18 protein-coding genes are annotated in these 22,952 nt (G+C 72.1%); 11 read left to right on the top strand and 7 right to left on the bottom strand.

The window, feature by feature from the left end; all coding sequences use genetic code 11:
• From ACQKIP_RS07720 to ACQKIP_RS07685, 8 genes are all read left to right on the top strand, one after another.
• Nucleotides 1-577, top strand: a 577-nt coding sequence (locus tag ACQKIP_RS07720; protein WP_427742480.1) for an MFS transporter, incomplete at its 5' end; no start/stop codon positions are given.
• A 128-nt stretch (nucleotides 578-705) separates the two neighbouring features.
• Nucleotides 706-2,013 carry an ABC transporter substrate-binding protein gene (locus tag ACQKIP_RS07715; protein ID WP_365855096.1) on the top strand — a complete coding sequence of 436 codons (1,308 nt, stop codon included), beginning with the start codon at nucleotides 706-708 and terminating at the stop codon, nucleotides 2,011-2,013.
• Nucleotides 2,010-2,996 carry a carbohydrate ABC transporter permease gene (locus tag ACQKIP_RS07710; RefSeq protein WP_365855094.1) on the top strand — a complete coding sequence of 329 codons (987 nt, stop codon included), beginning with the start codon at nucleotides 2,010-2,012 and terminating at the stop codon, nucleotides 2,994-2,996. The genes ACQKIP_RS07715 and ACQKIP_RS07710 overlap by 4 nt, the downstream gene beginning before the upstream one ends.
• A 10-nt stretch (nucleotides 2,997-3,006) precedes the next feature.
• Complete coding sequence (locus ACQKIP_RS07705; RefSeq protein WP_365855092.1) at nucleotides 3,007-3,819, top strand: carbohydrate ABC transporter permease; 813 nt, start codon at nucleotides 3,007-3,009, stop codon at nucleotides 3,817-3,819.
• Nucleotides 3,820-3,852: 33 nt separating this feature from the next.
• Nucleotides 3,853-7,020, top strand: a complete 3,168-nt coding sequence (locus ACQKIP_RS07700; RefSeq protein ID WP_365855090.1) for an alpha-mannosidase — start codon at nucleotides 3,853-3,855, stop codon at nucleotides 7,018-7,020.
• 35 nt (nucleotides 7,021-7,055) lie between these two features.
• Complete coding sequence (locus ACQKIP_RS07695) at nucleotides 7,056-8,774, top strand: class I mannose-6-phosphate isomerase (RefSeq protein WP_365855088.1); 1,719 nt, start codon at nucleotides 7,056-7,058, stop codon at nucleotides 8,772-8,774.
• The gene (locus ACQKIP_RS07690) at nucleotides 8,771-9,652 is read left to right on the top strand and encodes an ROK family protein (protein ID WP_365855086.1); all 882 of its coding nucleotides are present in this window, start codon (nucleotides 8,771-8,773) and stop codon (nucleotides 9,650-9,652) included. Before ACQKIP_RS07695 ends, ACQKIP_RS07690 begins: the two co-directional genes overlap by 4 nt.
• A 152-nt stretch (nucleotides 9,653-9,804) precedes the next feature.
• Nucleotides 9,805-10,767, top strand: a complete 963-nt coding sequence (locus ACQKIP_RS07685; protein WP_427742483.1) for a LacI family DNA-binding transcriptional regulator — start codon at nucleotides 9,805-9,807, stop codon at nucleotides 10,765-10,767.
• Nucleotides 10,768-10,784: 17 nt separating this feature from the next.
• Here the strand turns inward: ACQKIP_RS07685 and ACQKIP_RS07680 are convergent, their stop codons facing one another.
• Together ACQKIP_RS07680 and ACQKIP_RS07675 are read right to left on the bottom strand one after the other, a co-directional pair.
• Entirely contained in the window at nucleotides 10,785-11,423 is a 639-nt protein-coding gene (locus ACQKIP_RS07680; RefSeq protein ID WP_365855082.1) for a CGNR zinc finger domain-containing protein, read from the bottom strand.
• A 70-nt stretch (nucleotides 11,424-11,493) separates the two neighbouring features.
• Nucleotides 11,494-12,618 carry an NADH:flavin oxidoreductase gene (locus tag ACQKIP_RS07675; protein ID WP_365855080.1) on the bottom strand — a complete coding sequence of 375 codons (1,125 nt, stop codon included), beginning with the start codon at nucleotides 12,616-12,618 and terminating at the stop codon, nucleotides 11,494-11,496.
• Nucleotides 12,619-12,854: 236 nt separating this feature from the next.
• On the opposite strand from ACQKIP_RS07675, the gene ACQKIP_RS07670 reads away from it, so the two are divergent.
• The 3 genes from ACQKIP_RS07670 to ACQKIP_RS07660 all read left to right on the top strand — a co-directional run bounded on the left by ACQKIP_RS07670 (nucleotide 12,855) and on the right by ACQKIP_RS07660 (nucleotide 17,687).
• Nucleotides 12,855-15,458, top strand: a complete 2,604-nt coding sequence (locus tag ACQKIP_RS07670) for an ATP-binding protein (protein ID WP_365855077.1) — start codon at nucleotides 12,855-12,857, stop codon at nucleotides 15,456-15,458.
• Nucleotides 15,459-15,574: 116 nt separating this feature from the next.
• Nucleotides 15,575-16,972 carry an FAD-binding oxidoreductase gene (locus ACQKIP_RS07665; protein WP_365855075.1) on the top strand — a complete coding sequence of 466 codons (1,398 nt, stop codon included), beginning with the start codon at nucleotides 15,575-15,577 and terminating at the stop codon, nucleotides 16,970-16,972.
• A 55-nt stretch (nucleotides 16,973-17,027) separates the two neighbouring features.
• Entirely contained in the window at nucleotides 17,028-17,687 is a 660-nt protein-coding gene (locus ACQKIP_RS07660; protein WP_365855073.1) for a DUF6629 family protein, read from the top strand.
• Here ACQKIP_RS07660 and ACQKIP_RS07655 read toward each other — a convergent pair.
• The 5 genes from ACQKIP_RS07655 to ACQKIP_RS07635 form a co-directional block, all read right to left on the bottom strand.
• Complete coding sequence (locus tag ACQKIP_RS07655; protein WP_365855070.1) at nucleotides 17,629-19,425, bottom strand: acyl-CoA dehydrogenase; 1,797 nt, start codon at nucleotides 19,423-19,425, stop codon at nucleotides 17,629-17,631. The genes ACQKIP_RS07660 and ACQKIP_RS07655 overlap by 59 nt on opposite strands.
• A 119-nt stretch (nucleotides 19,426-19,544) precedes the next feature.
• Entirely contained in the window at nucleotides 19,545-19,949 is a 405-nt protein-coding gene (locus tag ACQKIP_RS07650) for a GntR family transcriptional regulator (protein ID WP_365855068.1), read from the bottom strand.
• Nucleotides 19,950-19,996: 47 nt separating this feature from the next.
• Entirely contained in the window at nucleotides 19,997-20,974 is a 978-nt protein-coding gene (locus ACQKIP_RS07645) for an ABC transporter permease (RefSeq protein WP_365855066.1), read from the bottom strand.
• Complete coding sequence (locus ACQKIP_RS07640) at nucleotides 20,971-21,921, bottom strand: ABC transporter ATP-binding protein (RefSeq protein WP_365855783.1); 951 nt, start codon at nucleotides 21,919-21,921, stop codon at nucleotides 20,971-20,973. The genes ACQKIP_RS07645 and ACQKIP_RS07640 overlap by 4 nt, the downstream gene beginning before the upstream one ends.
• 212 nt (nucleotides 21,922-22,133) lie before the next feature.
• Nucleotides 22,134-22,901, bottom strand: coding sequence for a FadR/GntR family transcriptional regulator (locus tag ACQKIP_RS07635; protein ID WP_365855064.1), 768 nt, complete (start codon nucleotides 22,899-22,901; stop codon nucleotides 22,134-22,136).
• Nucleotides 22,902-22,952: the final 51 nt, after the last annotated feature.

Here is a 22,952-nt window from a genome sequence, read left to right as displayed (position 1 = left end):
GTCCGGCACCATCCAGTTCTTCAACTTCATGTTCCACACGCTCTTCGTGCTCTACGCGACGGTCGAACTCGGCCTGAGCGCTGGTGTTCTGGGCGCGGTACTCGGCTCGGGCGCCGTCGGCGGACTGCTCGGCGCCGCCTCCAGCGGATGGCTCGTGCGCCGCTTCGGCATCGGGGCGTCCGTCGTCGGCGGTTCCCTCGGATTCACGGTGCCACTGCTGCTCATACCGCTCGCACACGGACCGCTGCCGCTGGTCGTCGGCACGCTCTTCGCCGCCGAATTCCTCTCCTGCGCCGGCGTGATGGTCGTCGACATCCCTGCCGCTTCGCTCCAGACGGCCCTGATCCCGCGCGCCATCCGGTCGCGGGTCATGGGCGCCTACCGCACCCTGAACCACGGCTTCCGGCCGCTCGGAGCACTGGCGGGCGGCGCACTGGGCACGGTGATAGGGCTGCGCCCGACGCTCTGGATCGGTACGGCGGGCGCGGTCCTCGCGGTGCTGTGGCTCCTGCCGTCGCCGGTGCCGGGCATACGCGAGCTGCCGCAGTCCGCCGAGCAGGACACGGTGGCCGCCTGATCGTCTCAACTGGCTTACGCGACAAGCCTGTTGCGCGAACCATTGACATCCCGTCCCGGCGTGGAGAAGCTCCATCACGCCCGTGTTAACGCTAACACCGGGCTGACACACACCTGAGGGAGCCACCCATGTCAGGTAGTCGTCACCGCCTTCATCCGCCGCCGGGCGCCGCGCTCGACCGCCGGGCGCTGCTTGCCGCGGCCGCCGCCGGTGCGCTCGCCACTGCCTGCGGGTCCGCGAGCGGACAGCCGCCGGGCAGGGTCGGCGTGCTCGGTGACAGCGCTGCCTGGGAGAAGCCCATGGCCGCCGCGGGGGCGGCCATGGACGTGGTGGCGGGCGTGCGGCTCGTGCCGGAGGTCAATCCGTCCCTCGAATCGTTCGAGCAGGTCGTCAAGTCCTCGCTGCGCACCAGCAAGACGCCGGACATGCTCAAGTACTGGTCGGGCTACCGGCTCCAGGACCTCGCCCGCACCGGCGGCATCCTCGACCTGACCAGGCAGTGGGAGAACGCGGCCGCAAAGGGCTGGGTCGACGCCTCGTTACGGGATGCGTTCACCTACCGGGAACGGGTCCACGGCCTGCCGATGAACCTCGCGTACTGGGTGTTCTTCTACAACACCGAGGTGTTCGCGAAGCACCGCCTCAGGGCTCCCCGGACATGGGACGACTTCCTCGCCGCCTGCGCACGGCTGGCGAAGAGCGGGATCACTCCGCTGCACGGCTCGGCGGCCGACCGCTGGCCCGCCTTCATCTGGTTCCAGGAGATCCTCAGCCGCCAGGACCCGCAGTTCTACGAGGACTTGATGAACGGCCGCGAGCGCTACACCGATCCGCGTGCCGAACGCGCCCTGCGCACCCTTGAGTCCTTCTTCGACAAGGACTGGTTCACCCCCATGGACATGAGCCACGCCGACGCCGCCGCGGCACTCGCCCACGGCAAGGTCGGGATGGTCCCCTGCGGCACCTGGCTCGGCTCGACCCTCGTGGGCGCGGGCGCGAAGCCCGGCAAGAACCTGGGCGCCTTCATACTGCCCATGGCGGATCCGAAGGCCCGCCCCTGCGTCGTCTTCGAGTCCAGCGCCCTGGTCTGCACCGTGAAGGGACCCGACCGGGCCGAGGCGGTGAAAGCAGCGGACAGCTGGCTGCGGCCCCCCGTCATGGAGGCCTTCGCGCACAGCCTCCAGGACGGCTGCCCCAACCCGGCGACCATGCCTGCGAACCAGATGATCGCCGGCCTCGCGAGGAATGTGCGCGGCGACAAGCTCCGGCTGCTCAACCGCTTCTGGGAGCAGGGCCCGCCCGAACTGGTCGAAGCGACCGTCGACGACCTGGCCGGCTTCCTGCTGAATCCCTCCTCGTCCCGCGAGGTGCTGCGGACCATGCAGGAGCGCGCGGACGACGCGTGGCAGGTGTGGCGGGAGGCGGAGAAGACATGACCGAGATCGTGACCCCCGCCCCGCACACGGCCAAGCCCCTGCGCGTACGCCGCCGCGTCCCGACCCGGACTCCGCACCAGGCCGCCGCGCGCGGCAACGGCAGACTCGGCGGGCCGCTCGCCGCGCTGCCCTGGGCGCTGCCCGCCTTCGCCCTCGTCGGCGTACTGCTCGTCTACCCGTTCTTCCGCAGCGTCTACGACAGCTTCTTCGAGGACAACGGCTTCACAAGCAGTTTCACCGGATTCGACAACTACGCGCGGCTCGCCGACGACCCGGTCTTCGGCCGTTCGCTCCTCAACACCCTGATGTGGGTGGCCGGGACGCTGCTGCTGCCCGTCCTCGCCGGACTGCTCATCGCCGTCACCACGCACCGCATGCGGTTCGGCGGCATCGCGCAGCTCGTCATCGTGCTGCCGTACGCGATCTCGGCGGCCGCCACCGCCGTCCTGTGGAACTTCATGCTGACCTCCGACGGCGCGGTCAACCAGGTCCTGCGCACGATCGGCCTGGGCTCATGGACGCAGACCTGGCTCCTGGAGTGGCCGCAGAACACGCTCTCGATGATCGTCGCGAGCACATGGCAGGCCACCGGGCTCAATGTCGTCCTCTTCGCCATCGGCCTGCGGGCCATCCCCCGGGAGACCGTCGAGGCCGCACAGCTGGACGGCGCGAGCGGCTGGCGGATGTTCCGGTACGTCACGCTGCCCCAGCTGCGGGCCGTGACGGTCGTCGTGGTGGGGATGGCCGTGGTGAACAGCCTCAAGGCGTTCGACATGATCTGGATCCTCACCAAGGGCGGCCCGTCCCGCTCCTCCGAGACCCTCGCCCTGAGCATGTACCGCGAGGCGTTCCGGCTCTTCCACATCGGCTACGGATCGGCGATCGCGCTGGTCCTCTCGGTGATCGTCGTCGCCTCCTCCTGGATATACCTGCGCCGCCAGATGCCCGAGCCCGACGCCCGCGCCGTCAACGCCAAGGTCTGAGGAGGCTCCCATGGGTCGCGCCGTGCGCCATGTCTTCGTCGCCGGATGCGTGCTGCTCTGGCTGATCCCGCTCTACCTCCTCGTGGTCAACGCCCTGACGCCCGCCGCCGAATACACCGGCAAGCCCGACTGGACCGTCCAGGGCTTCGACCTCGCCGAGAACCTCGAAACGGCCTGGAAGGTGGCGGGCATCGGCGACAGCTTCCAGGCCTCGCTGCTCTACGCCGTGGTGTGCGGCCTTGCCGGAGTGCTCATCGCGGCCATGGCGGCGTTCGCCGTCGTCGTCCTGCCCATCCCGCGGCCCGCCTTCTGGTTCTGGCTGATCTACTCCGGCACGCTCTTCCCGCTCCAGATGTTCCTCGCCCCGCTCTTCGGCATGTACGCGGACGCCGACCTCTACGACACCAGGATCGGGCTCATGCTGGTCTACGCCGCGTGGGCCGTGCCGTTCGCCTTCTTCCTGATCCGTAATCAGATGACCACCATGCCACCGGAGCTGACGGAGGCCGCGCTCATCGACGGGGCATCCTTCCGGCGGATCTTCTGGCGCATCCACGTACCGCTGATGAAGGCAGGACTCGGCGCGGCCTTCATCTTCCAGTTCACGGCCGTCTGGAACGACCTGCTCCTGGGCATCACGCTCAGCCGCAGCCCCGACGTCCAGCCGGTGATGGCGGCCCTGACCACCCTCAACAACGCCTACTCCTCGACCGGACCACCCGTCATCCTCGCGGGCGCGCTGATCGTCTCCGCGCCCACGCTCCTGCTCTTCCTGGTGTTCCGCGGCCTGTTCCTGCGCGGCGTCACCGCATCCGCCCGCTGAGAACCGCCCGCCATCCCACCGAAAGAGAACCGCATGACGACACGGGCCCTCGTCCGCGCCACCGACTGGGACAACGACCGGATACGCGACAGCCTGCGCTCGTCCGTCGTCACCGCGGAGGGAAGCCTCGGCGACAGCGCCCTGAGGCTCACGGAGGAACCGCTGCTGCGCGAAGCGCCGGACGGCGCCGGCCTCACGCAGTCCCTGCGCATCGAAGCGGTCAACGGCTCGCGGCTGCCTGGGGAGTTCACCGTCCGCACGGAGTCCGGCACCGCGCTGCCCGTCGAGAAGCTCGCGGGACCCGGCGGCTCCGTACGCCTCATGGTGCCCGCCGTCGACACCGCGACCCGCCTCACCGTCGGCCTCCCGGACACCGCCGGGGGCATCGAGGTGCGGCTCACCCCACAGCGCCGCTGGACCCTCCACCTGGTCCACCACTCCCACCTCGACATCGGCTACACCGACCCCCAGGGCCACGTCCTCGCCGAGCACCTCTCCTTCCTCGACTCCTGCCTGGAACTGACCAGGGCCACCGACGACTGGCCCGCCGAGTCACAGTTCCGCTGGTGCGTCGAGTCGCTGTGGTCCTTCCGGCAGTGGGCCGACGCCCGCCCCGCCGAGCAGGTCGAGGAGTTCGTACGCCGGGTGCGCGAGGGACGCATCGAGCTGACCGCGCTGCCGTTCAACCTGCACACCGAGACCTGCTCCACCGACGAACTGCACGAACTGCTCCGCCCGGCCCGCGACGTGCGCGAGCGGCACGGCGTCACGTTCACCTCCGCCATGCAGACCGACGTGCCCGGAGCGGTCGTCGGGCTGGTCGACGCGCTGGCCGCCGCCGGGATCAAGTACCTCTCCGTGGCGCACAACTGGGCCGGACGCTCCGTGCCCCACCTGGTCGGCGGCGAGAAGCTGCCGCGCCTCTTCCGCTGGCGTGCCCCCAGTGGCAACAGCGTCCTGGTCTGGGTCACCGACACCCCGCACGGCCTCGCCTACATGGAGGGCCCGCTGCTCGGCTTCGACACGGACCACGCGGACGTCGACGACCTCCTGCCCGCCTATCTGACCTCCCTGGCCACCCACCCCTACCCCTACCGCGGCGGCATCTTCGGCTGGGCCATGGACCAGACCGAGGTCAAGCGCGAGCCCTACCCCTGGGACGTGCTGCACCTGCGCGTCCAGGGCAAGTTCGGCGACAACGCGCCGCCCCGCCGCGTCATCGCCGACACCGTCCGCCGCTGGAACGACACCTGGGCCTTCCCCCGGCTGCGGCTCTCGCGCAACGAGGACTTCTTCACCGACGCCGAGGCCAGGCTCGGCGACGCCGTCCAGACCTTCGAGGGCGACTGGACCGACTGGTGGGTCGACGGAGTCGGGTCCGGCGCACAGCCGCTGTCCCTGGCCCGCACCGCCCAGTCCGTGGTCGCCGACGCCCAGACCATCGGCACGTTCGCGGGCATCCTCGACGCCACGGGGGCCGAGGACGACACGCGGGACGCGGCCGGGGTCTACGAAGCGGTGTCGCTCTTCGACGAGCACACCTGGGGCGCCGGCGACCCGTGGACCCACGGCGACGAGGGCGGCCACAGCGGCGAGCAGCAGTGGCACTGGAAGTACGGCCAGGCGCTGCGCGCCCACGACGACGGCAACGCGCTCCTCGGCAGGGCGAGCGCCCGCCTCGGCCAGCGGCTCGCGGTGGCGCCGGGCGCCGCCGCCACCTACCACGTGCTCAACACCTGCTCCTGGCCGCGCACGGACGTCGTACGGATCTTCCTGCCGGAGAGCAGCGTGCCGCTGAAGCAGCTGGTGGCCGTGCACGACGCACGCGACGGACGCCGCCTGGTCCACGAGGAACAGCCGCAGACCAACGACGAGCACCGGGACGCCGGACGGTTCCTCCTCGTCCGCGTGGACGAGGTGCCGCCCGCCGGATCGGTGCGCCTGGACATCACCGCCGAGACGGAGCGGACCGGCGAACGGTCACGGGCCACCGCCGTGCAGGCCGCCACAGGCTGGAACCCCACCGGCGCCGCCGAGCGCGACGACCCGGCACGGACGGCCGCCGCGGCGCTCGCCCTCCCCGAGCCGACCCTCCTGGAGAACGAACACCTCGCCGTCCGCGTCGACCTGGCGCGCGCCTGCATCGCCTCGGTCACCGACAAGGCCACCGGCCGCGAACTCGTCCGGCAGGACGCGACGACCGGCTTCAACGGCTACCTCCACGACAGCTACACCACCGCCGGAGCCTTCAACCACAACTCCAGCCGCACGACGGCGTCCGACCGCCTCGAACACCTCGGCAACCGTGCCGTCGCCCCGCCCGCCGCACTCATCGCCCGCCGCTCCACGCCGACGGCCGAATCGATCACGTACGAGACCCGCCCGGCCGGAGCCAACCGGCTGCGCACCACCCTCACCCTGCCCGTCGGCGTGCCCCGCCTCGACATCGAGAACCGGCTCGACAAGGACGCGACGCTGCGCAAGGAGAGCGCCTACTTCGCGTTCCCCTTCGCCTTCGAAGACCCGGTGGTGCGCATGGAGGCCTCCGGCGGCCTGACGGGCACCGGCCTGCCCGTCATACCGGGTTCCGCCCTGCACATGCGGGCCGTACGCCGCTGGGTGACCCTCGCCGACGACGGGCTCGCGGTGGCCTGGTCCACGCAGGACGCGCCGCTCGTGCAGTTCGGCAACATCGCGCTGCCGTACGCGCCGTTCCCAAAGACCATGGAGCACGACGAGCCCGCCACCGTCTACTCCTGGATCCACAACAACCTGTGGGACACCAACTTCCCCAGCGCGCAGGGCTTCGAGTTCACCTACCGCTACAGCCTGGCCTGCGCCCCTGCCGACGACGGGCTCGGTCCGCGCACGGCGGCGGCCTTCAGCCGCCCGCTGCGGGCCGTGCGCGCCAGGGGAGCCGAGGGCGGCGGACAGACGTCCCTCACCTTCGCCGGCCTCGGGGACACCAGGATCCGCCTGGTCGGGCTCACGGCGCCGGGGCCCGGCAAGGTCCTGCTCCGGCTCCAGTCGTTCGCGCGGGAGCCGGTGGCCTGCCCGGTGCGGGCCGGCTTCCCGGTCGCCGCCGCCCACCGCTCGGACTACCTGGGCACGGTGGAGGGCGAACTCCCCCTGGCGCACGGCGCGGTGACCGTGGACGTGCCCGCACTGGGCACCACCGCCGTGCTGTTCACACGACCCTGAATTCCAGTGAAGAACCTCCGCTCGAAGGAGCATGCGTGTACCGGCTCGACCCGCGTTACCCCCCGGCACCGGGGACCGTGCTGACCAGCGGCTGGCAGGCCGTCGCCGAACGGCTGCCGTCCGAACCCGCGATCGTGGCCGTCGAGGGGCCACCGGCCGCCGACTGGGAGACCATCGCGGCCCGGCTCACCGCCGCATGCCCCCATCCCGTGCGCACCCTCGACATCCGTACGTGCTACGCACCCCCCGCCGTGGTGCGCCGCCGCACCATGAGCGCCCCGGACGCCGACGACCCCTACTACTGCAAGCTCGCGCAGAACCCGCTGTCGGACCTTTTCCGCGAACTCCCGCGGGGCGACGAGGGCGGCGGCGACCTGGAGGACCTGCTGCTCGTCTACGGCCCCGGTGCCTCCCTGGTCCTGCACGACGTGCTCTGGTACGCCGACCTGCCCAAGCGGTTCGCCGAGTCCGCGGTGGCGGCCGGGGAGGGGAGCAACCTCGGGCTGCCCGGCGAACGGGCCGAGCTGAAGCGGCTCTTCTACGTGGACTGGCCGATGCTCGACCGCCACCGTGACGCGATCGCGGGACAGCTCGACGGCTGGCTCGACGTACAGGAGCCCGGGCGGCCCGTGTTCGTCGACGGGGACGGACTGCGGGCGAGCTACGCCGACCTTGCGCGACGTCCCGTCCGCACCAGACCCTTCTTCAACTCCACGCCCTGGGGCGGCCATTGGGGGCAGCGCACCCTCGGCTTCAACCCCGGGGAACGCAACACCGCCGTCGGCTACGAACTCATCGCCCCCGAAGCGGGCATCCTCATCGGCCACGGCCCCGAGGCCCAGGCGGAGGTCCCCTTCCAGTTGCTGTGCGCCCTGCACCCCGACGAGGTGCTCGGACCGGAGTCGCACGCCCGCTTCGGCACGTCCTTCCCGATCCGCTTCGACTACCTGGACACCATGGGCGGCGGCAGTCTCTCGGTGCACTGCCACCCCAAGGAGCCGTACATGCGCGAGCGGTTCGGCTGGCAGTACACACAGCACGAGACGTACTACATGACGCTCGGCAGCGCGGACACCCGCGTCTATCTCGGGCTGCGCGAGGACGCCGACCCCACGCTCTTCCGCAAGGAGATCGAGGAAGCGGCGCACGACGGGGTGGCGATGAACCCCGCCGACCACGTCATGACCTTCCCCGCAGACCAGGGCAGGCTCTTCATGATCCCGGCGGGCACCCCGCACGCCAGCGGCGCGGGCAACCTCGTACTGGAGATCAGCGCCACCCCCTACCTCTACAGCCTGCGCTTCTACGACTGGCTGCGACCGGACGCCGACGGCAACCCGCGCCCCCTGCCCTACGAACACGGCCTCGCCAACCTGGAGACGGAGCGGCGCGGCGACGCGGTGACACGCGATCTGGTCCAGGAGCCGTGTGTCCTGCGGCGCGGGAACGGCTGGCACGAGGAACTGCTCGGCTCGCTCGACGAGATGTTCTACGAGGTGCGGCGCTACGCACTCGACGCGCAGGCCGAAGCCGCCGACGACACGGCGGGACGGTTCCACGTCCTGAACGTGGTGGAGGGCACGGAGATCACCGTCCTGACCGCGGCGGGCGACCGGCACACGCTGGCCTACGCGGAGACCCTGACGGTGCCCGCGGCGGTCGGCGGCTACCGCCTGCGGGCGAGCGGAGGCCCGGCCAAAGTGGTCAAGGCGCTCGTGCGGGACCGCCGCGGCGCGGGTGCGAGCCCCCCGTGAGAGCCGTCCTGGAGATCGGGGGCACCCATGTCACGGCCGCTCTGGTGGACCCGCTGCGCAGCCGGGTGAGCCGGCGGATCCGGCGGCCGCTGGACGCGCGCGGCGACGCCGAGCGCATCCTCGGCACGATCGTGCGCTGCGCCGGGGAGCTGAAGGTGCCCGCGGGCCAGGTGTGGGCGGTCGCAGTGCCGGGACCCTTCGACCACGAGACCGGCATCGCCCGCTTCCGGGGTGTGGGGAAGTTCGACGACCTGTACGGCATCGACGTGCGCTCGGTGCTCGTCGACGGCGTGTGGCCAAGGCCCGCGGACGTGGTGTTCCTCAACGACGCGCACGCGTTCTGTCTGGGGGAGTGGAGCACGGGAGCCGCGGTCGGCCACCGCCGCTGCGTGGGGATCACCCTGGGGACGGGGGTGGGGTCGGCGTTCCTCGCGGACGGCGCCGTACGGCGGGAAGGGCCCGGCGTGCCGCCCGGGGGCCGCGTCGACCTGCTGCGCTGGGCCGGTGCGCCCCTGGAGCACTTCGTGTCGCGGCGGGCGATCCTCGCCCGCTACCGGTCGCGCCACGGCTTCCGGGACGGCGACCGCGGCATGGACGTGCGGGACGTCGCCGAGCGGGCGCGCAGCGGCGAACGCTGGGCCGCGCAGGTCCTTGACGAGGCCCTGGCCGCTCTCGGTACTGTCCTGGCCCCGTGCGTACGTGACTTCGGCGCGTCGGCGGTCGTGGTCGGCGGCGCCGTGGCGCTGTCCTGGGACCTGGTCGGGCCCGCCCTGAGCACCGGCTTCGGGGATACTCCGGTGAGACCGCGCCGGGGCACGCTGGGGGCGGACGCGGCGCTGATCGGGGCGGCCGGGTACGCCGGGGCCACCGGGCGGTGAGGGCGGCCCGGCAGGCCGGGACACCCGGGAGGCCCGGGAAACCCGGCAGCCCCCGGAAGAGAGGACGACATGTGACGATTCCCGAACCGCGTCCCCCCGCGGACGGCCCGCCCACCCTGCGGGACGTCGCCCAGCGGGTGGGCGTCAGCGCGATGACCGCCTCCAGGGCCCTGCGCGACGACCCGAGCGTGCTCCCGGCCACCCGCGAACGCATCCGTGCCGCCGCCGCCGAACTGGGCTACCGGCCCAACGAAGTGGCCCGCAGCCTCCGCCTGGGGCGGGGAACGGGCCTGGTCGGACTCGTCGTCACCAACCTCGCCAACCCCTTCTACTCACGCCTCGCCCTCGGCGTGGACTCCGTCATCGCGGGCGACGGCTTCAAGACCGTCATCGGGAACACCGGCCAGGACCTGGACGCCGAACGCGAACTCGTCGCCGACCTGGTGGCCCGCCGCGTCGACGGCATCATCGCCGTCCCCGCCTCCGCCGACCAGCGCCATCTCGCCGCCGCCGCGGCCGACGGCGTCCCCGTGGTGCTCGCCAGCAGGCCGCCCGAAGGGTTCGAGGCCGACTGCGTCCTGGTCGACGACTTCGGCGGGGCGCGCGCCGCCACCGCCCGGCTGATCACCCGCGGCCACCGCAGGATCGGCTTCCTCGGCTCACCGCCCGCCGTCTACACCGGCACCGAGCGCCTGCGCGGATACGCCGCCGCCCTCGCCGCCCACGGCATCCCCTTCGACGACAGCTGCGTACGACAGGGGCAGACCCAGCCGCGCGAGGCCCGGCGTGCCGCGGCCGAACTGCTCGCCCTGCCCGAGCCGCCCACCGCGCTGTTCTGCTCCAACAACCGCAACACGATCGGGGCGTTCCGCGCCATCCGCGCGTCCGGCACCGACACCGCGCTCGCGGGCTTCGACGACTTCGAGCTGGCCGACTCGCTGGGCCTGCCGCTGACGCTCGTGGCGTACGACAGCGATGAGGTGGGCCGGGCGGCGGGCCGGCTCCTCGCCGACCGGCTTCTGCGGGGGAAGGGCTCCGACACCGACAAGAAATCCGCGCTCGGCTCCGTGCAGCGCATCGTCACCCCGACCAGCCTGGTGGAGTACGGCAGTTGAGGACCGCCGCGGTGGCTTTACGCCTGGCTGTGCGGCGCCGGCTCCGTCTCGGCGCCCGCCCTGCGGCGCCGGCGCGATGCGCGCAGGTTCGCGGCGTTCCCGCAGTCGCGGGTGGAGTGCCAGACGCCGCTGTTGTTGCGGGAGCGGTCGTAGAACGCCGTGGCGCAGCGTTCGTTGCGGCAGATCTTCAGGCGCCGCCACTCGCCGGTCGTCTGGGCGAGCAGTGCCTCGCACAGCACCGCCGAGGTCAGCCAGCGCCAGCCCTCGCCCTCGGGTTCGGTGGTCAGGGCGGCGTCGCCGTGCAGGCTGACCTGGAGGGCGCACGAGGTGAAGCGCGGGGTGTCGCCCTCGCCGCCGTCGCTCTCGCCGCCGGTGCTGCCGCACCGTGAGTGCAGGGCCCTGCGCAGTTGTTCGCGCAGCTGCCGCAGCTTGGGCAGGTCCTCTTCGGTGAGCGTGAGCCGCACCGCCGTGCGCCCCGTGCGCTCGGCCCAGGTGGGCAGAGCCACGGAGATCCATTCCTGCGCCGCGGTCACGTCCCCGAGCAGATCGGCGTCGGGTGCGCCGCCCGAGGGCGCGGTGTTCAGGATGTCCTGCACGAGCCCCAGGCCGCCGGGCACGGCGGTGGGGAAGTAACGCTCGGTGGCAGGCCAGGTCATGGACATATCTTACGCGACCCCGGGCGACAGCAGCGTAGAGGCTTAGCTGCCGTCGCCCGGCGACTGTCGCTCAGACCAGGCGCGTCAGCTGCGACTTGTCGAAGGGCAGCGCGTCGGCGAGTCGGCTCTCCAGGGCCTTGGCCGCCCACTCCGGGTCGGCGATGAGGGCGCGGCCCACCGCCACCAGGTCGAACTCGTCCCGCTCGAGGCGGTCGATCAGCGGGTCGATGCCCGTGGAGGCGGACGGCGCCGCCCAGCCCTGCGAGCCGATGAACACCTGGTCCAGGCCGACCGAGCCCACGGTCACCACGGGCACCCCGGAGACCTTCTTGACCCAGCCCGCGAGGTTGAGGTCGCTGCCTTCGAACTCGGGCGTCCAGTAGCGGCGGGTGGAGGCGTGCAGGACGTCGACGCCCGCGTTCACCAGCGGCGTGATCAGGCGCTCCAGCTCCTCGGGGGTCTGTGCGAGCTGCGCGTCGTAGCTGCCGGCCTTCCACTGCGAGAGCCGGAAGAAGACGGGGAAGTCGGGCGAGACGGCGGCCCGCACGGCCGCGACGATCTCCGCGGCGAAGCGGGTGCGGGACTCGATGTCGCCGCCGTAGCCGTCGGTGCGCCGGTTCGTGCGCTCCCAGAGGAACTGGTCGATCAAGTAGCCGTGCGCGCCGTGCAGTTCGACGCCGTCGAAGCCGATGCGCTCGGCGGCGGCAGCGGCGTCCGCGAACGCCCGGATCACGTCGTCGAGGTCGTCGGCCGTCAGGGCGCTGCCCTTGGGCTGTCCGTCCAGGCCTATCGCGGAGGGGCCCGCCGCGGGCGCGGCGGGCACCGGGCCCTTGCCCTCGTCGCGGGTGATGCCGACGTGCCACAGCTGCGGAATGATCTTCCCGCCCGCGCCGTGCACGGCGTCGACCACCTTGCGCCAGCCTTCGAGGGCGTCGTCCCCGTGGAAGCGCGGGACCCGGTCGCTCGTGCCGGCGGAGGCGTGGTCGACGTACGTCCCCTCGGTGATGATCAGGCCGACACCGGCGGCGGCCCGGCGCGCGTAGTACTCCGCCACGTCCGCACCCGGTACGCCGCCCGGCGAGAACTCCCGGGTCATGGGTGCCATCACGATGCGGTTGGGCAGGGTGAGGCTGCCGACGCTGAAGGGGCGGTCGAGGGTCTGGGGGGTGCGCGCGGTCGGCGACGGCGAGGTCATGGGTCCTCCTGGCAGGGGATGAGGGTGCGATCATCCTGCGATCGATGACGTAAGCGTACGCGCTTTACTCATGTCGCCATCCGGCGGGCCCCGCGGCGCCCCGCGCAGACCCGGTGCCGCCCTCGTCACCCGCCCCCCACCGGCCAGGGACCGCACCGCACCGCTCGCGTATTCCGGCGCCGACCGAACCTCCCGACGGGCCACGGGAATACGCCGCCGCGTGGGAGAATCCCGCCGTGGACGGGGGGATCCTCGAGCGGGATCGCGAACTGGTTCGGCTGACCGCCGCCGCACGGGACGCGGCCGGCGGCGCGGGTTCGGTGGCGCTCGTCTTCGGTGAGGCCGGGATCGGCAAATCGAGCCTCGTGAACGCGCTGCCGGGGGTGCTGTCCGCGCAGGCCAGGGTGCTTGTCGGCCAGTGCGACGACCTTGCGATGCGGCGTCCGCTGGGCCCCTTCCGCGATCTTGTCGGCAGCGTACGGGCCGAGCTCGCGCAGGCGGTGACCGAGGGCGGCGACCGCCACCGGGTGTACGACGCGCTGCGGGCCGAACTGGTCGATCCGCCCCATCCGACGGTCCTGGTCGTAGAGGACGTGCACTGGGCGGACGAGGCCTCTCTCGACGCGCTGCGGTTCCTCGTACGCCGCATGGACCGCATCCCCGCGGTCCTCGTGCTGACCTACCGTGACGACGAGCTGAGCCGCGAACACCCCCTGCGCCACCTCCTGGGCCAGGTGTCACAGGCCGCCCGCGTGCACCGGGTCCCGCTGTCCCGCCTGTCCCGCGACGCGGTGCGCACCCTGAGCGCGGCCAGCCGCCTCGACCCCGCGCAGGTGTACGCCGTGACGTCGGGCAACCCCTTCTACGTCGCCGAGGTCGTCGCGGCGGGTGCCACCGGAGACGTGCCGCCCACCGTGGTCGACGCCGTCCTGGCCAGGTTGCGCGGCCTGGACGACGCGGCACGCGACGCGCTCGAACAGCTCGCCGTGGTGCCGTCGGCGGCCGAGCGTCCCCTGGCCGACGCGCTTTTGCCCTGCGGAGTGGGCCAGTTGGCTGCGGCCGAGCGGCGCGGCCTGCTCGTCGTGACCCCCGAGCGGGTGATGTTCCGGCACGAGATCATCCGGCGGGCCATCGCCGACTCGCTGCCCGCGGCACGGCGCATCGAACTCAACCGCAAGGTGCTCACCGTCCTGGTCGCGCAGCCCGGCACCGACTACTCGCGCATCGTCCACCACGCCGCCCAGGCCGGCGACCAGGACGCCATCGCACGCTACGGCCCCGACGCGGCCAGGGACGCCGCCCGCACCGGCGCGCACCGGGAAGCCGCCGCGCAGCTGCGCCTGGTCCTGCGCCGGCGCGGACGCTACGGCCCGGCCGAACTCGCCGACCTCCTGGAGCGGTTCGCGGTGGAGAGCTACACCATCGCCGACTCCCCGGCCGCCGTGGGCGCCCAGCGGGAAGCCGTCGCCCTGCGCCGCTCCCTTGGCGACCTGCGGGCGCTGGGCGCCGATCTGCGCTGGCTCTCGCGGATCCACTGGTGGGCGGGCGACGCGGACGCCGCGCAGGAAGCCGCCAGGGAAGCCATCGACGTACTCGAACAGGCCGGTGACGAGAAGCTCCTCGCGCTCGCGCTGAGCAACACCTCCCAGCTGCGCATGCTCTCCGACCGGTATGCCGAGGCCGTCGGATTCGGCGAACGCGCCATCACCCTGGCCCGGCGCACCGGCGACGCGGCGATCCTCTCGCACGCGCTGAACAACGTCGGCACCGCCCGCTGGCGCGGCGGCGACCCGCTGGGGCGCCCCCAGCTGGAGGAGAGCCTGGCGGTCGCGCTGAAGGCCGACGAGGCCGAGCACGCCTGCCGCGCCTACGCCAACGTCATCTGGACGCTCCTGGAGAACCTCCGGTTCGCGGAGGCCGAGCACTTCCTCGCGCCCGCCATGGAATTCGCCGACCGCACGGAGCACCTGGGGTTCCTGCGCTACCTCCAAGTCGAGCTCGCGCTGCGGCAGTTCGCCGCGGGCAAGTGGGGCGAGGCGGAGAAGCTGGCCGAGTCCGGTGACGCGCAGGAGTTCCCGCCCGCGCGCTGCCCCGCCCTGACCGTCCTCGCACGCGTGCGGATCAGACGCGGCGCCAAGGGCGGCGACGAACTTCTGGGCCGGGCCTGGGAGGCCGCCGCGCGGACGAGGGAGCTCCAGCGCACGGCCCCGGTCGCGGCGGCGCGTGCGGAGGCGGCCTGGCTGGCCGGTGACCCCGACGCCGTGGCCGAAGCCGTCGGCCCTCTGTACGCACAGGCGCGCTCCCTGGCCGCGACGCCCTACCGCGCGGAGCTCGGCCACTGGCTCGCCAAGGCGGGGCAGCCGGTCACGGCGGACGGCTCGGGGCATCCCTACGACCTCCAGGCCGCCGGGCAGTGGCGCCAGGCCGCCGAGGCGTGGCGGGCCGCGGGCTGCCCCTACGAACACGCCGCCGCCCTCGCGGACAGCCCGGACCCGGCGGACAAGCTCACCGCGCTCGCCGGACTCGACGCCCTGGGCGCCGAGCCCCTGGCCCGGATCGTCCGCGCCGACCTGCGCACCCTCGGCGTCGCCCGGATCCCGCGCGGCCCGCACGCGGCGACCCGCCGCAACCCGGCGGGACTCACCGGGCGCCAGCTCCAGGTCGGAAAGCTCCTGGCGGAGGGCCTGACCAACATCGAGATCGCCGCCCGGCTCTTCCTGTCGGTCCGCACCGTCGACAACCACGTCCGCGCGGTCCTGGAGAAGCTCGGCGCCCGCACCCGGCGCGAGGTCGCCGCACGCGCCACGCAGCTGGGCATCGAGATCGGCCGCGAAAAGTAGGCAACGGCCGGACATGAGCTGGGTGGTGGGCACGTCTGTCGGCGCGTCCCGTGCGGGACTAGAACGGGCTCATCGGATGCTCCGGTCCGACGGGGCAGACCATGACGGGGGAGCCCATGACGCCAGCACAGGAAGCACGCAGGGAACTGGCCGGATTCAAAGGGGAGTTGACGGGCCCCGACGACGCCGGGTACGACGAGGCGCGCGCCGTGTACAACGCGATGGCCGACAAGCGCCCCGCGCTCGTGGCCCGCTGCGCCGACGCCGACGACGTGTCCCGCGTCATCGGCTTCGCCCGCGCGCACGGCCTGCCGCTCGCGGTCCGCGGCGGCGGCCACCACGGGGCGGGCCTGGGCACCGTCGAGGGCGGTGTGGTCGCCGACCTGTCACCGCTCAAGACGATCGAGGTCGACCCGGCCGCCCGCACGGCGCGGGTCGGCGGCGGCTGCGTCTGGGGCGAGGTGGACCGCGCCACGCACGAGCACGGCCTGGCCACCCCGAGCGGCATCATCTCCTCCACGGGCGTCGGCGGCCTCACCCTGGGCGGCGGCCTCGGCCACCTCACGCGCAGGTTCGGGCTGAGCATCGACAACGTCCTGGAGGCCGACCTCGTCCTTGCCGACGGACGTCAGGTGCGGGCGAGCGCAGAGACGAACAGCGACCTGTACTGGGCGATCCGCGGCGGGGGCGGCAACTTCGGCGTCGTCACCTCCTTCCTCTTCCGGCTGCACGAACTGAGCACGGTCATCGCGGGCCCCACCTTCTGGCCCGCCGAGCAGGGCGGCGAAGTCCTGGCCGCCTACCGTGACTTCCAGCCCGGGCTGCCCCGCGACGTGGCCGGCTTCTTCATGTTCGGCACCGTGCCCCCGGCCCCGCCCTTCCCCGAGAGCATCCATCTGCGCAAGGTCTGCGGCGTCGTGTGGTGCCACACCGCGGGGGACACGGACGCCGCGGACCGGGCCATGGCGCCGCTGCTCGACGCGCTGCCCGACCCGCTCCTGCACGCCGTGGGGGAGATGCCGCACCCGGTGCTCCAGTCCATGTTCGACGGGCTCTACCCGCCCGGCGACCAGTGGTACTGGCGGGCGGACTTCGTCGACGAGATCCCGGACGACGCCGTCGCCCTGCACGCCAAGTTCGGCGCCGAGGTGCCGACCATGAAGTCGACGATGCACCTGTACCCCATCGACGGCGCCGCCCACGACCCCGCCGCCGCGGACACCGCCTGGAGCTACCGCGGTGCCCGCTGGGCCTGCGTGTACGCGGGAGTGGACCCGGACCCGGCCAACGCCGACCTCGTCAAACGCTGGACCGTCGACTACTTCGACGCGCTGCACCCGTACTCGGCGGGCGGCGCCTACGTGAACATGATGATGGACGAGGGGCAGGAACGCGTACGGGCGAGCTACCGGGACAATTACCCGCGCCTCGCGCGCATCAAGGCCGCGTACGACCCGGACAACGTCTTCCGCCTCAACCAGAACATCGAGCCCGACCCGCGGGGTCCCGCGTAACTCCCGCGGCCCGTCCCGCCGCGCCACCGTGCGGCGCGGGACTTAGCGTGGGCCCATGTGCTGGAGCGAGACGGCCGATCTCGTGGCGGGCGCGGGCATCGCCGCCGTGGGGGTCGCCTGTGTGACCCGGGCGGCCCGCGGCGGCAACCCGCGTGACCTGCCGCTCGCCGCGCTTCCGCTCCTTCTGGGAGCCCACCAGATCATCGAGTCGCAAGTGTGGCGGGGCGCGGGCGGGAGCGGCCCCGCCACACTTGCCTGGGCCGTGATCGCCCTGCCGCTGCTCCCGCTGTGGCTGCCCCTCGCGGTGCTGTGCGCGGCGCCGCCCCGGGCGCGCCGCCGCCTGGTGATCCCTCTTGCGGCGGGGATCGCGACGGCGGCGGCGCTGTCCTACTGCCTGGCGACCCGCACCGTGACGGCCGAGATCCGCGGCCACACGGTCGGGTACGTGTTCGGGCTTCCGCACCCCGGCCTGATCGTCGCCGGATACCTCCTGGCCACCGTCGGCTCCCTGCTCCTCTCCGGCGACCGGGGCCTTGTCCTGTTCGGCGTCCTGGTCGCCGTCGGGGCGGCGGTGTGCGTCCTGCTGTGGCGCCGCGAGTACATCTCCACGTGGTGCGCGTTCGCGGCGGTGTGCTCGGTGGTCCTGTACTTCTGGGTCAGAAGGCGTTCTCGTCCAGTTCGAGCGCGGTCCGGTCCAGGCTTTCGAGAAGCGTGAACTGGGCCTCGGTCTTGGGCAGTTCATGACGGAAGAAGTAACGGCAGGCGGCGAGCTTGCCCGCGTGGAAGTCCTCGGTGCCCGCTGCGGCGGCCAGCATCTGCTCCAGCCACATCCAGGCGACGACCACGTGCCCGACCGCTTCGAGGTAGACGCTCGCGTTGGCCAGCGCCGTCTGCGGGTCACCCGTCGACCAGAGCCGCTGGGTCACGTCCACCGCACGTGCCACGGACGCGTCGAGCGCACGCCCGTACCCGGCTGCGGAACCGCCCGCCGCGGCGGCCCTGGCGGTCGTCCGCGTGATCCGGTCGCCGAGCAGCCGAAGGCCCGCGCCGCCGCCCATGACGACCTTGCGGCCGAGCAGGTCCAGGCCGTGGATGCCGTGCGTGCCCTCGTGGATGGGGTTGAGGCGGTTGTCGCGGTAGAACTGTTCGACGTTGTACTCACGGGTGTAGCCGTAGCCGCCGTGCACCTGGATCGCCAGGTTGTTGGCCTCCAGGCACCACTGCGACGGCCAGCTCTTGGCGATGGGCGTGAGCACGTCGAGCAGCAGCTTGGCCTCGTCGCGGTCCTGCGGCGTGGCGCCAGTGTTCTGCTCGTCGAGCAGTCGCCCGCAGTACAGATTCAGCGCCAGAGCGCCCTCCACGTACGCCTTCTGCGCGAGGAGCATCCTGCGGACGTCGGCGTGCTCGATGATGGGGACCTGCGGTGATGCCGGGTCCTTGGCGGTGACGGGGCGGCCCTGCGGGCGGGTGCGCGCGTAGTCCAGGGCGTGCAGATAGCCGGTGTAGCCGAGCGCGGTGGCGCCCAGGCCCACGCCGATCCTGGCCTCGTTCATCATGTGGAACATGTACTTGAGGCCGTGATTGGCCTCCCCGACGAGGTGGCCGACCGCGCCGGGCTCGCCGCCGGGCCGGTGGGCGCCCTCGCCGAAGTTCAGCAGGGTGTTCGTGGTCCCGCGGTAGCCCATCTTGTGGTTGAGGCCCGCGAGCACGACGTCGTTGCGCTCACCGAGCGAGCCGCCGTCGCCGACAAGCACCTTGGGCACGATGAACAGCGAAAGCCCCTTCACGCCGGGCGGGCCGCCGGGGATGCGCGCGAGCACCAGATGCACGATGTTCTCCGACAGGTCGTGCTCGCCGCCGGAGATCCACATCTTGTTCCCGAAGAGGCGGTACGTCCCGTCGGGCTGCGCCTCGGCCCGCGTCGCCACATCGGCGAGCGACGACCCCGCCTGTGGCTCCGACAGACACATCGTCCCCAGGAAGCGGCCCTCCACCATGGGGCGTACGTAGGTGTCGATCTGCTCCTTGGAGGCGTGCGCGAGGAGCAGATTGGCGTTGCCCATGGTCAGGAAGGGGTAGGCGGCCGTGCCGACGTTGGCCGCCTGGAACCACGCGAAGCAGGCCTGCGCCACCACGGCCGGCAGCTGTCCGCCGCCGATCTCGTGGTCCATGGCGGCGGCAAGCAGCCCCGAGTCCCCGAAGACCCCCAGGGCCTCCTTCACCTCGGGGATGATGTGCACCCGCTCCCCGTCGAAGGTGGGCTCCTGCGCGTCGGCCTTCTTGTTGTGCGGGGCGAAGTGCCGCGTGGCGATCTGCTCGCTCAGCTCCAGGGCGGCGTCGAAGGTCTCGCGTGAGTGGTCCGCGTACCGCTCCCGGCCGGTGAGCGCGGGCACGTCCAGCCACTCGTACAGCAGGAACTCGAGATCGCGACGGGACAGGAGCAGGGATGCCATGCGGATTCTCCATGCGGTGACGGTGACGGCGGTACCGATCCCGGGGCAGGGAGCCCCGCACACCCGATACTAAGCGGTTGCTTATGGGGTTTGTCGAGGGCGGTCCGCGGCGATCTGCCTCAGCCGACCGGTCCGGCCCGGAACGTGGCCGCGTGCACGGCCTCGAACAGTGCCGTGACGTCCTGCCCGGTGAGCCCCTCGGACCGTGCCTGGCGCATCCACTCCGCGAGGGACTGCTGGAGGGGGGAGTCCGGGCCCGCCTGCGGCCGGGCCAGGGAGCGGGTGATGAACGTGCCCGCTCCCTGGCGGACCTCCGCCAGGCCCGCCCGCTCCAGCTCGCGGTAGGCCTTGAGCGTCGTGTTCGGGTTGACCTTCGTGGCCGCGGCGACCTGCGCGGCCGTGGGCAGCCGGTCGCCCTCCACCAACGCGCCCATGCGCAGGGCCTGTTCCACCTGGCGCACGATCTGGAGATACGTGGCCACGCCGCTGCGCCGGTCGATGCGGAATTCGACCACTGTCCCCACTCTCTGCTCGTTTGCGGACACTTTACGTACTTGCCGTCCCGATCGCCCTAGAGGGGCCGCCGCGACGCCCACCACAGGACGAAGACGGCCAGGACGGCGGTCGCGCCGAGCAGCAGGGCGGCGCCGGTCCACTGCATGCCCGGCATCTGGTCGTAGCCGAAGTACTCGACCACGTTGTTGACGATGCCGTGCTCCTTGATGCAGGCGTTCGTGGCCTTCTCGGTCTGCTCGGCGCACGTGCCCCAGCCGTAGAGCTGCCCGTCCGCGCTGCCGACCCAGCGGTCCGTCTCCACCGTGTGGTCGAGGAAGGCGGGCGCATCGCCGTTCAGCGGATACGTGGCCAGGCGCGGGGTGGCGAGACGGTCACGGAACTCGCCCCAGGCCACCTGTACGAACACGGCGAAGAAGAAGGTGGCCAGCATGGCGGGCAGCACCCTGCGCAGCAGCATGCCGATCGCGATGCCGCAGGTGGTGAGGAAGAGGGCGAGCGCCGTCGGTACCGGACCCGTGCTGTCGAACGTCTCGCCCGACAGCCAGTCCACCGAGAGGAGTTCGCGATAGGGCTCCCACCACCAGGTGAACAGCGCGGCGAGCGCGGCGGTCGACACCAGGACGAGGGACAGGCACCAGACCAGCTTGGCCGCGAGCCAGCGGCGGCGCGGCACCGACTGCGTGGTGACCAGCTGCGCGGTGCCGTGCTCCTGGTCGCCCGCGATCAGCGGGGCGCCGATGAAGACGCCGAGGACGACGGGCAGCGCGCCGATGGTCTGGGTGAGGTAGGTGTAGCTCCGCGGGGGCGAGGTCAGGCTGACGTCCTTGCCCGGCCAGCCCATCCCGGCGAGCATGTCGGCCATCTGGGCGCGCTGGTAGACGATGGTGGCGGCGCCGAACACGACCAGGGCGGCGATGATCCACGTCGTGGTGCGGTGCTGGCGCAGGACGAGCCAGGTGAGCCCGTGCAGCAGGCCCGGCTTCTTGGCCGACCGCCCTGTGTCCGGCTGCTCGGTCAGTGTGCTGGTGCTCATGCGGCGGCGATTCCTTCGGCCTCGATGCGGGCGGATTGCGTGAACAGCGGCTCGGCGTCCGGTGCGCGGAGGTGGGCGAGCAGGATTTCCTCCAGGCTCGGCTCGGTGACCTCCCAGTCCGGGGCCAGCGGGCCGTCCGGGCGCAGGAGGGCGCGGAACTGCCGTCCCTGGAGCCGGAATTCGACCACCGTGTGCGGGGAGAGGTCGGCGGGCGGTGTGCCGTCGGGAGCGAGTCCGGTCACCAGGGCGTGGGCCGGGATCAGCTCCTCGGTGTCGCCCGCCATCCGGATCCTGCCGTCCGCGACGACCAGGAGGAAGTCGCACATGTCCTCGAGCTCGGAGAGCATGTGGGAGGACATCACCACCGTGGTGCCGCGCTCGACGGCCTCCGACATGAGCAGCGAGCTCATCTCGTCGCGGGCCAGCGGGTCGAGGTCGGCCATCGGCTCGTCGAGCAGCAGCAGATCGGGCCGCTTGCCGAAGGCCAGCGCGAACGCGACGCGGGTGCGCTGCCCTCCGGAGAGCGTGCCCACCTTGGCGTCCATCGGGACATTGCCGGAGCGCACGATCCGCTCGGCGGCGGCCATGTCCCAACCGGGGTTGAGTTCGCTGCCCATGCGCAGCGTGTCGGCCACGGTGAACCGCTTGAACAGCGACTTGTCCTGGGAGAGGAAGGCGTAGCGGGGCATCGCGGCCGGATCGTCCGCGGGCACGCCGAAGAGGCGCAGTTCGCCCTCGGTCGGGTTCACCAGGCGGGTCGCGAGCCTCAACAGGGTGCTCTTTCCCGCGCCGTTGGGGCCGACGAGACCACAGATCCGTCCGGCGGGCACCCGGAAGGAACAGTCACGCAGCGCCCAGCCGCGGCGATAACGCTTGCCCAGGCCGCGGGCCTCGAGCGCGATCACGCCCGAGGGGGCTGCGGCACCGGTGGGGTCGGCGAAGGTCATGTCCACGCGCGCCTCTCTCGATTCCATTAAACAATTAATGGAATCATGATCTGCCCGCACCGAACATGTCAAACAGCCCCCTGGCGAACGCCAGGGGGCTGCGTGCCCCGTAAGGGGCGCGGGGAACTGCGCGACAAGCCCCCACCGGTTCGCGTAAAAAGCCGAACCTGCACGGGGGTCTGATCAGGGGCGCGGGGAACTGCGCGGAACCGCTACTGGCCCGCGGGGAACCGCCCCTCGCCGTCCAGCGAAGACTGCAGTCGTACGTTCGCCATCCGCATGTGCTCCGCCATCGCCCGGTCCGCGGCTTCGGGGTCGCCCGCGCGGATCGCGTCCAGGACCGCGCCGTGCTCGCACAAGGTGCCGCTGACGGTGCCCTCGATGTCGCCGGCCCGCTCCATCCAGACCTGGAGCAGCGCGCGGATGCTGTGCAGGATGTCGCTGAGCACGGAGTTACGTGCGATGTGCGCGGTCTCCAGGTGGAAGGCGATGTCGGCGTCGACGAACGCCTTGACGTCCGATCCTGCCTCCCGCATCCGCTCCAAGTGCCCTTCCAGGCGCCGCACATCCTCCTCGCCGGCCCGCTCGGCGGCGAGCCGCGCCGAGACGCCCTCCATGTACGTGCGCACCTCGACCAGGTCCTGGGTGCGCCGCTGGCCCAGCATCAGGCCCCAGTTGATGGCGCGCGGCAGGAACTCCGATGTGCCCTCGCGGACGTACGAGCCCGAGCCCGGCCTGATCTCGATGATGCCGAGGACGTCGAGCGCGGACAGTGCCCCGCGCACGCTGGAGCGGGCGACGCCAAGGGCCTCGGCGAGCTGGCGTTCGGCGGGCAGCCGGGTGCCCGGCTTGATGTTCCCGGCGGAGAGGTGGTCGAGGAGGCGCTTGGCGACCTCGCTGACCGAGGACTCGCGCACCACCGGGCGCAGGAGCTGGGCGAGATCCGGCTGCTGCTGATCGGGCTGACTGGTCACGGTCACCAGTAGACCAGACCGCCGTACCCGGTGGTCAGGGAGTCCTCGCCGCGGGCC

The organism is Streptomyces sp. NPDC059900 (genome assembly GCF_050270335.1).
In the GTDB taxonomy this organism is placed as follows: Bacteria; Actinomycetota; Actinomycetes; order Streptomycetales; family Streptomycetaceae; genus Streptomyces.
Note: the sequence above shows the minus strand (reverse complement) of the source record. Positions and strands in the feature narration are given on the sequence as shown.

Excerpts from the sequence above, each read along its gene's own strand:
- ACQKIP_RS07715 (WP_365855096.1), top strand. The coding sequence starts at position 706 with ATGTCAGGTAGTCGTCACCGCCTTCATCCGCCGCCGGGCGCCGCGCTC.
- ACQKIP_RS07680 (WP_365855082.1), bottom strand. The coding sequence starts at position 11,423 with ATGACCTGGCCTGCCACCGAGCGTTACTTCCCCACCGCCGTGCCCGGC.
- ACQKIP_RS07710 (WP_365855094.1), top strand. The coding sequence starts at position 2,010 with ATGACCGAGATCGTGACCCCCGCCCCGCACACGGCCAAGCCCCTGCGC.
- ACQKIP_RS07675 (WP_365855080.1), bottom strand. The coding sequence starts at position 12,618 with ATGACCTCGCCGTCGCCGACCGCGCGCACCCCCCAGACCCTCGACCGC.
- ACQKIP_RS07700 (WP_365855090.1), top strand. The coding sequence starts at position 3,853 with ATGACGACACGGGCCCTCGTCCGCGCCACCGACTGGGACAACGACCGG.
- ACQKIP_RS07655 (WP_365855070.1), bottom strand. The coding sequence starts at position 19,425 with ATGGCATCCCTGCTCCTGTCCCGTCGCGATCTCGAGTTCCTGCTGTAC.
- ACQKIP_RS07660 (WP_365855073.1), top strand. The coding sequence starts at position 17,028 with ATGTGCTGGAGCGAGACGGCCGATCTCGTGGCGGGCGCGGGCATCGCC.
- ACQKIP_RS07665 (WP_365855075.1), top strand. The coding sequence starts at position 15,575 with ATGACGCCAGCACAGGAAGCACGCAGGGAACTGGCCGGATTCAAAGGG.
- ACQKIP_RS07640 (WP_365855783.1), bottom strand. The coding sequence starts at position 21,921 with ATGACCTTCGCCGACCCCACCGGTGCCGCAGCCCCCTCGGGCGTGATC.
- ACQKIP_RS07645 (WP_365855066.1), bottom strand. The coding sequence starts at position 20,974 with ATGAGCACCAGCACACTGACCGAGCAGCCGGACACAGGGCGGTCGGCC.
- ACQKIP_RS07705 (WP_365855092.1), top strand. The coding sequence starts at position 3,007 with ATGGGTCGCGCCGTGCGCCATGTCTTCGTCGCCGGATGCGTGCTGCTC.
- ACQKIP_RS07685 (WP_427742483.1), top strand. The coding sequence starts at position 9,805 with ATGACCGCCTCCAGGGCCCTGCGCGACGACCCGAGCGTGCTCCCGGCC.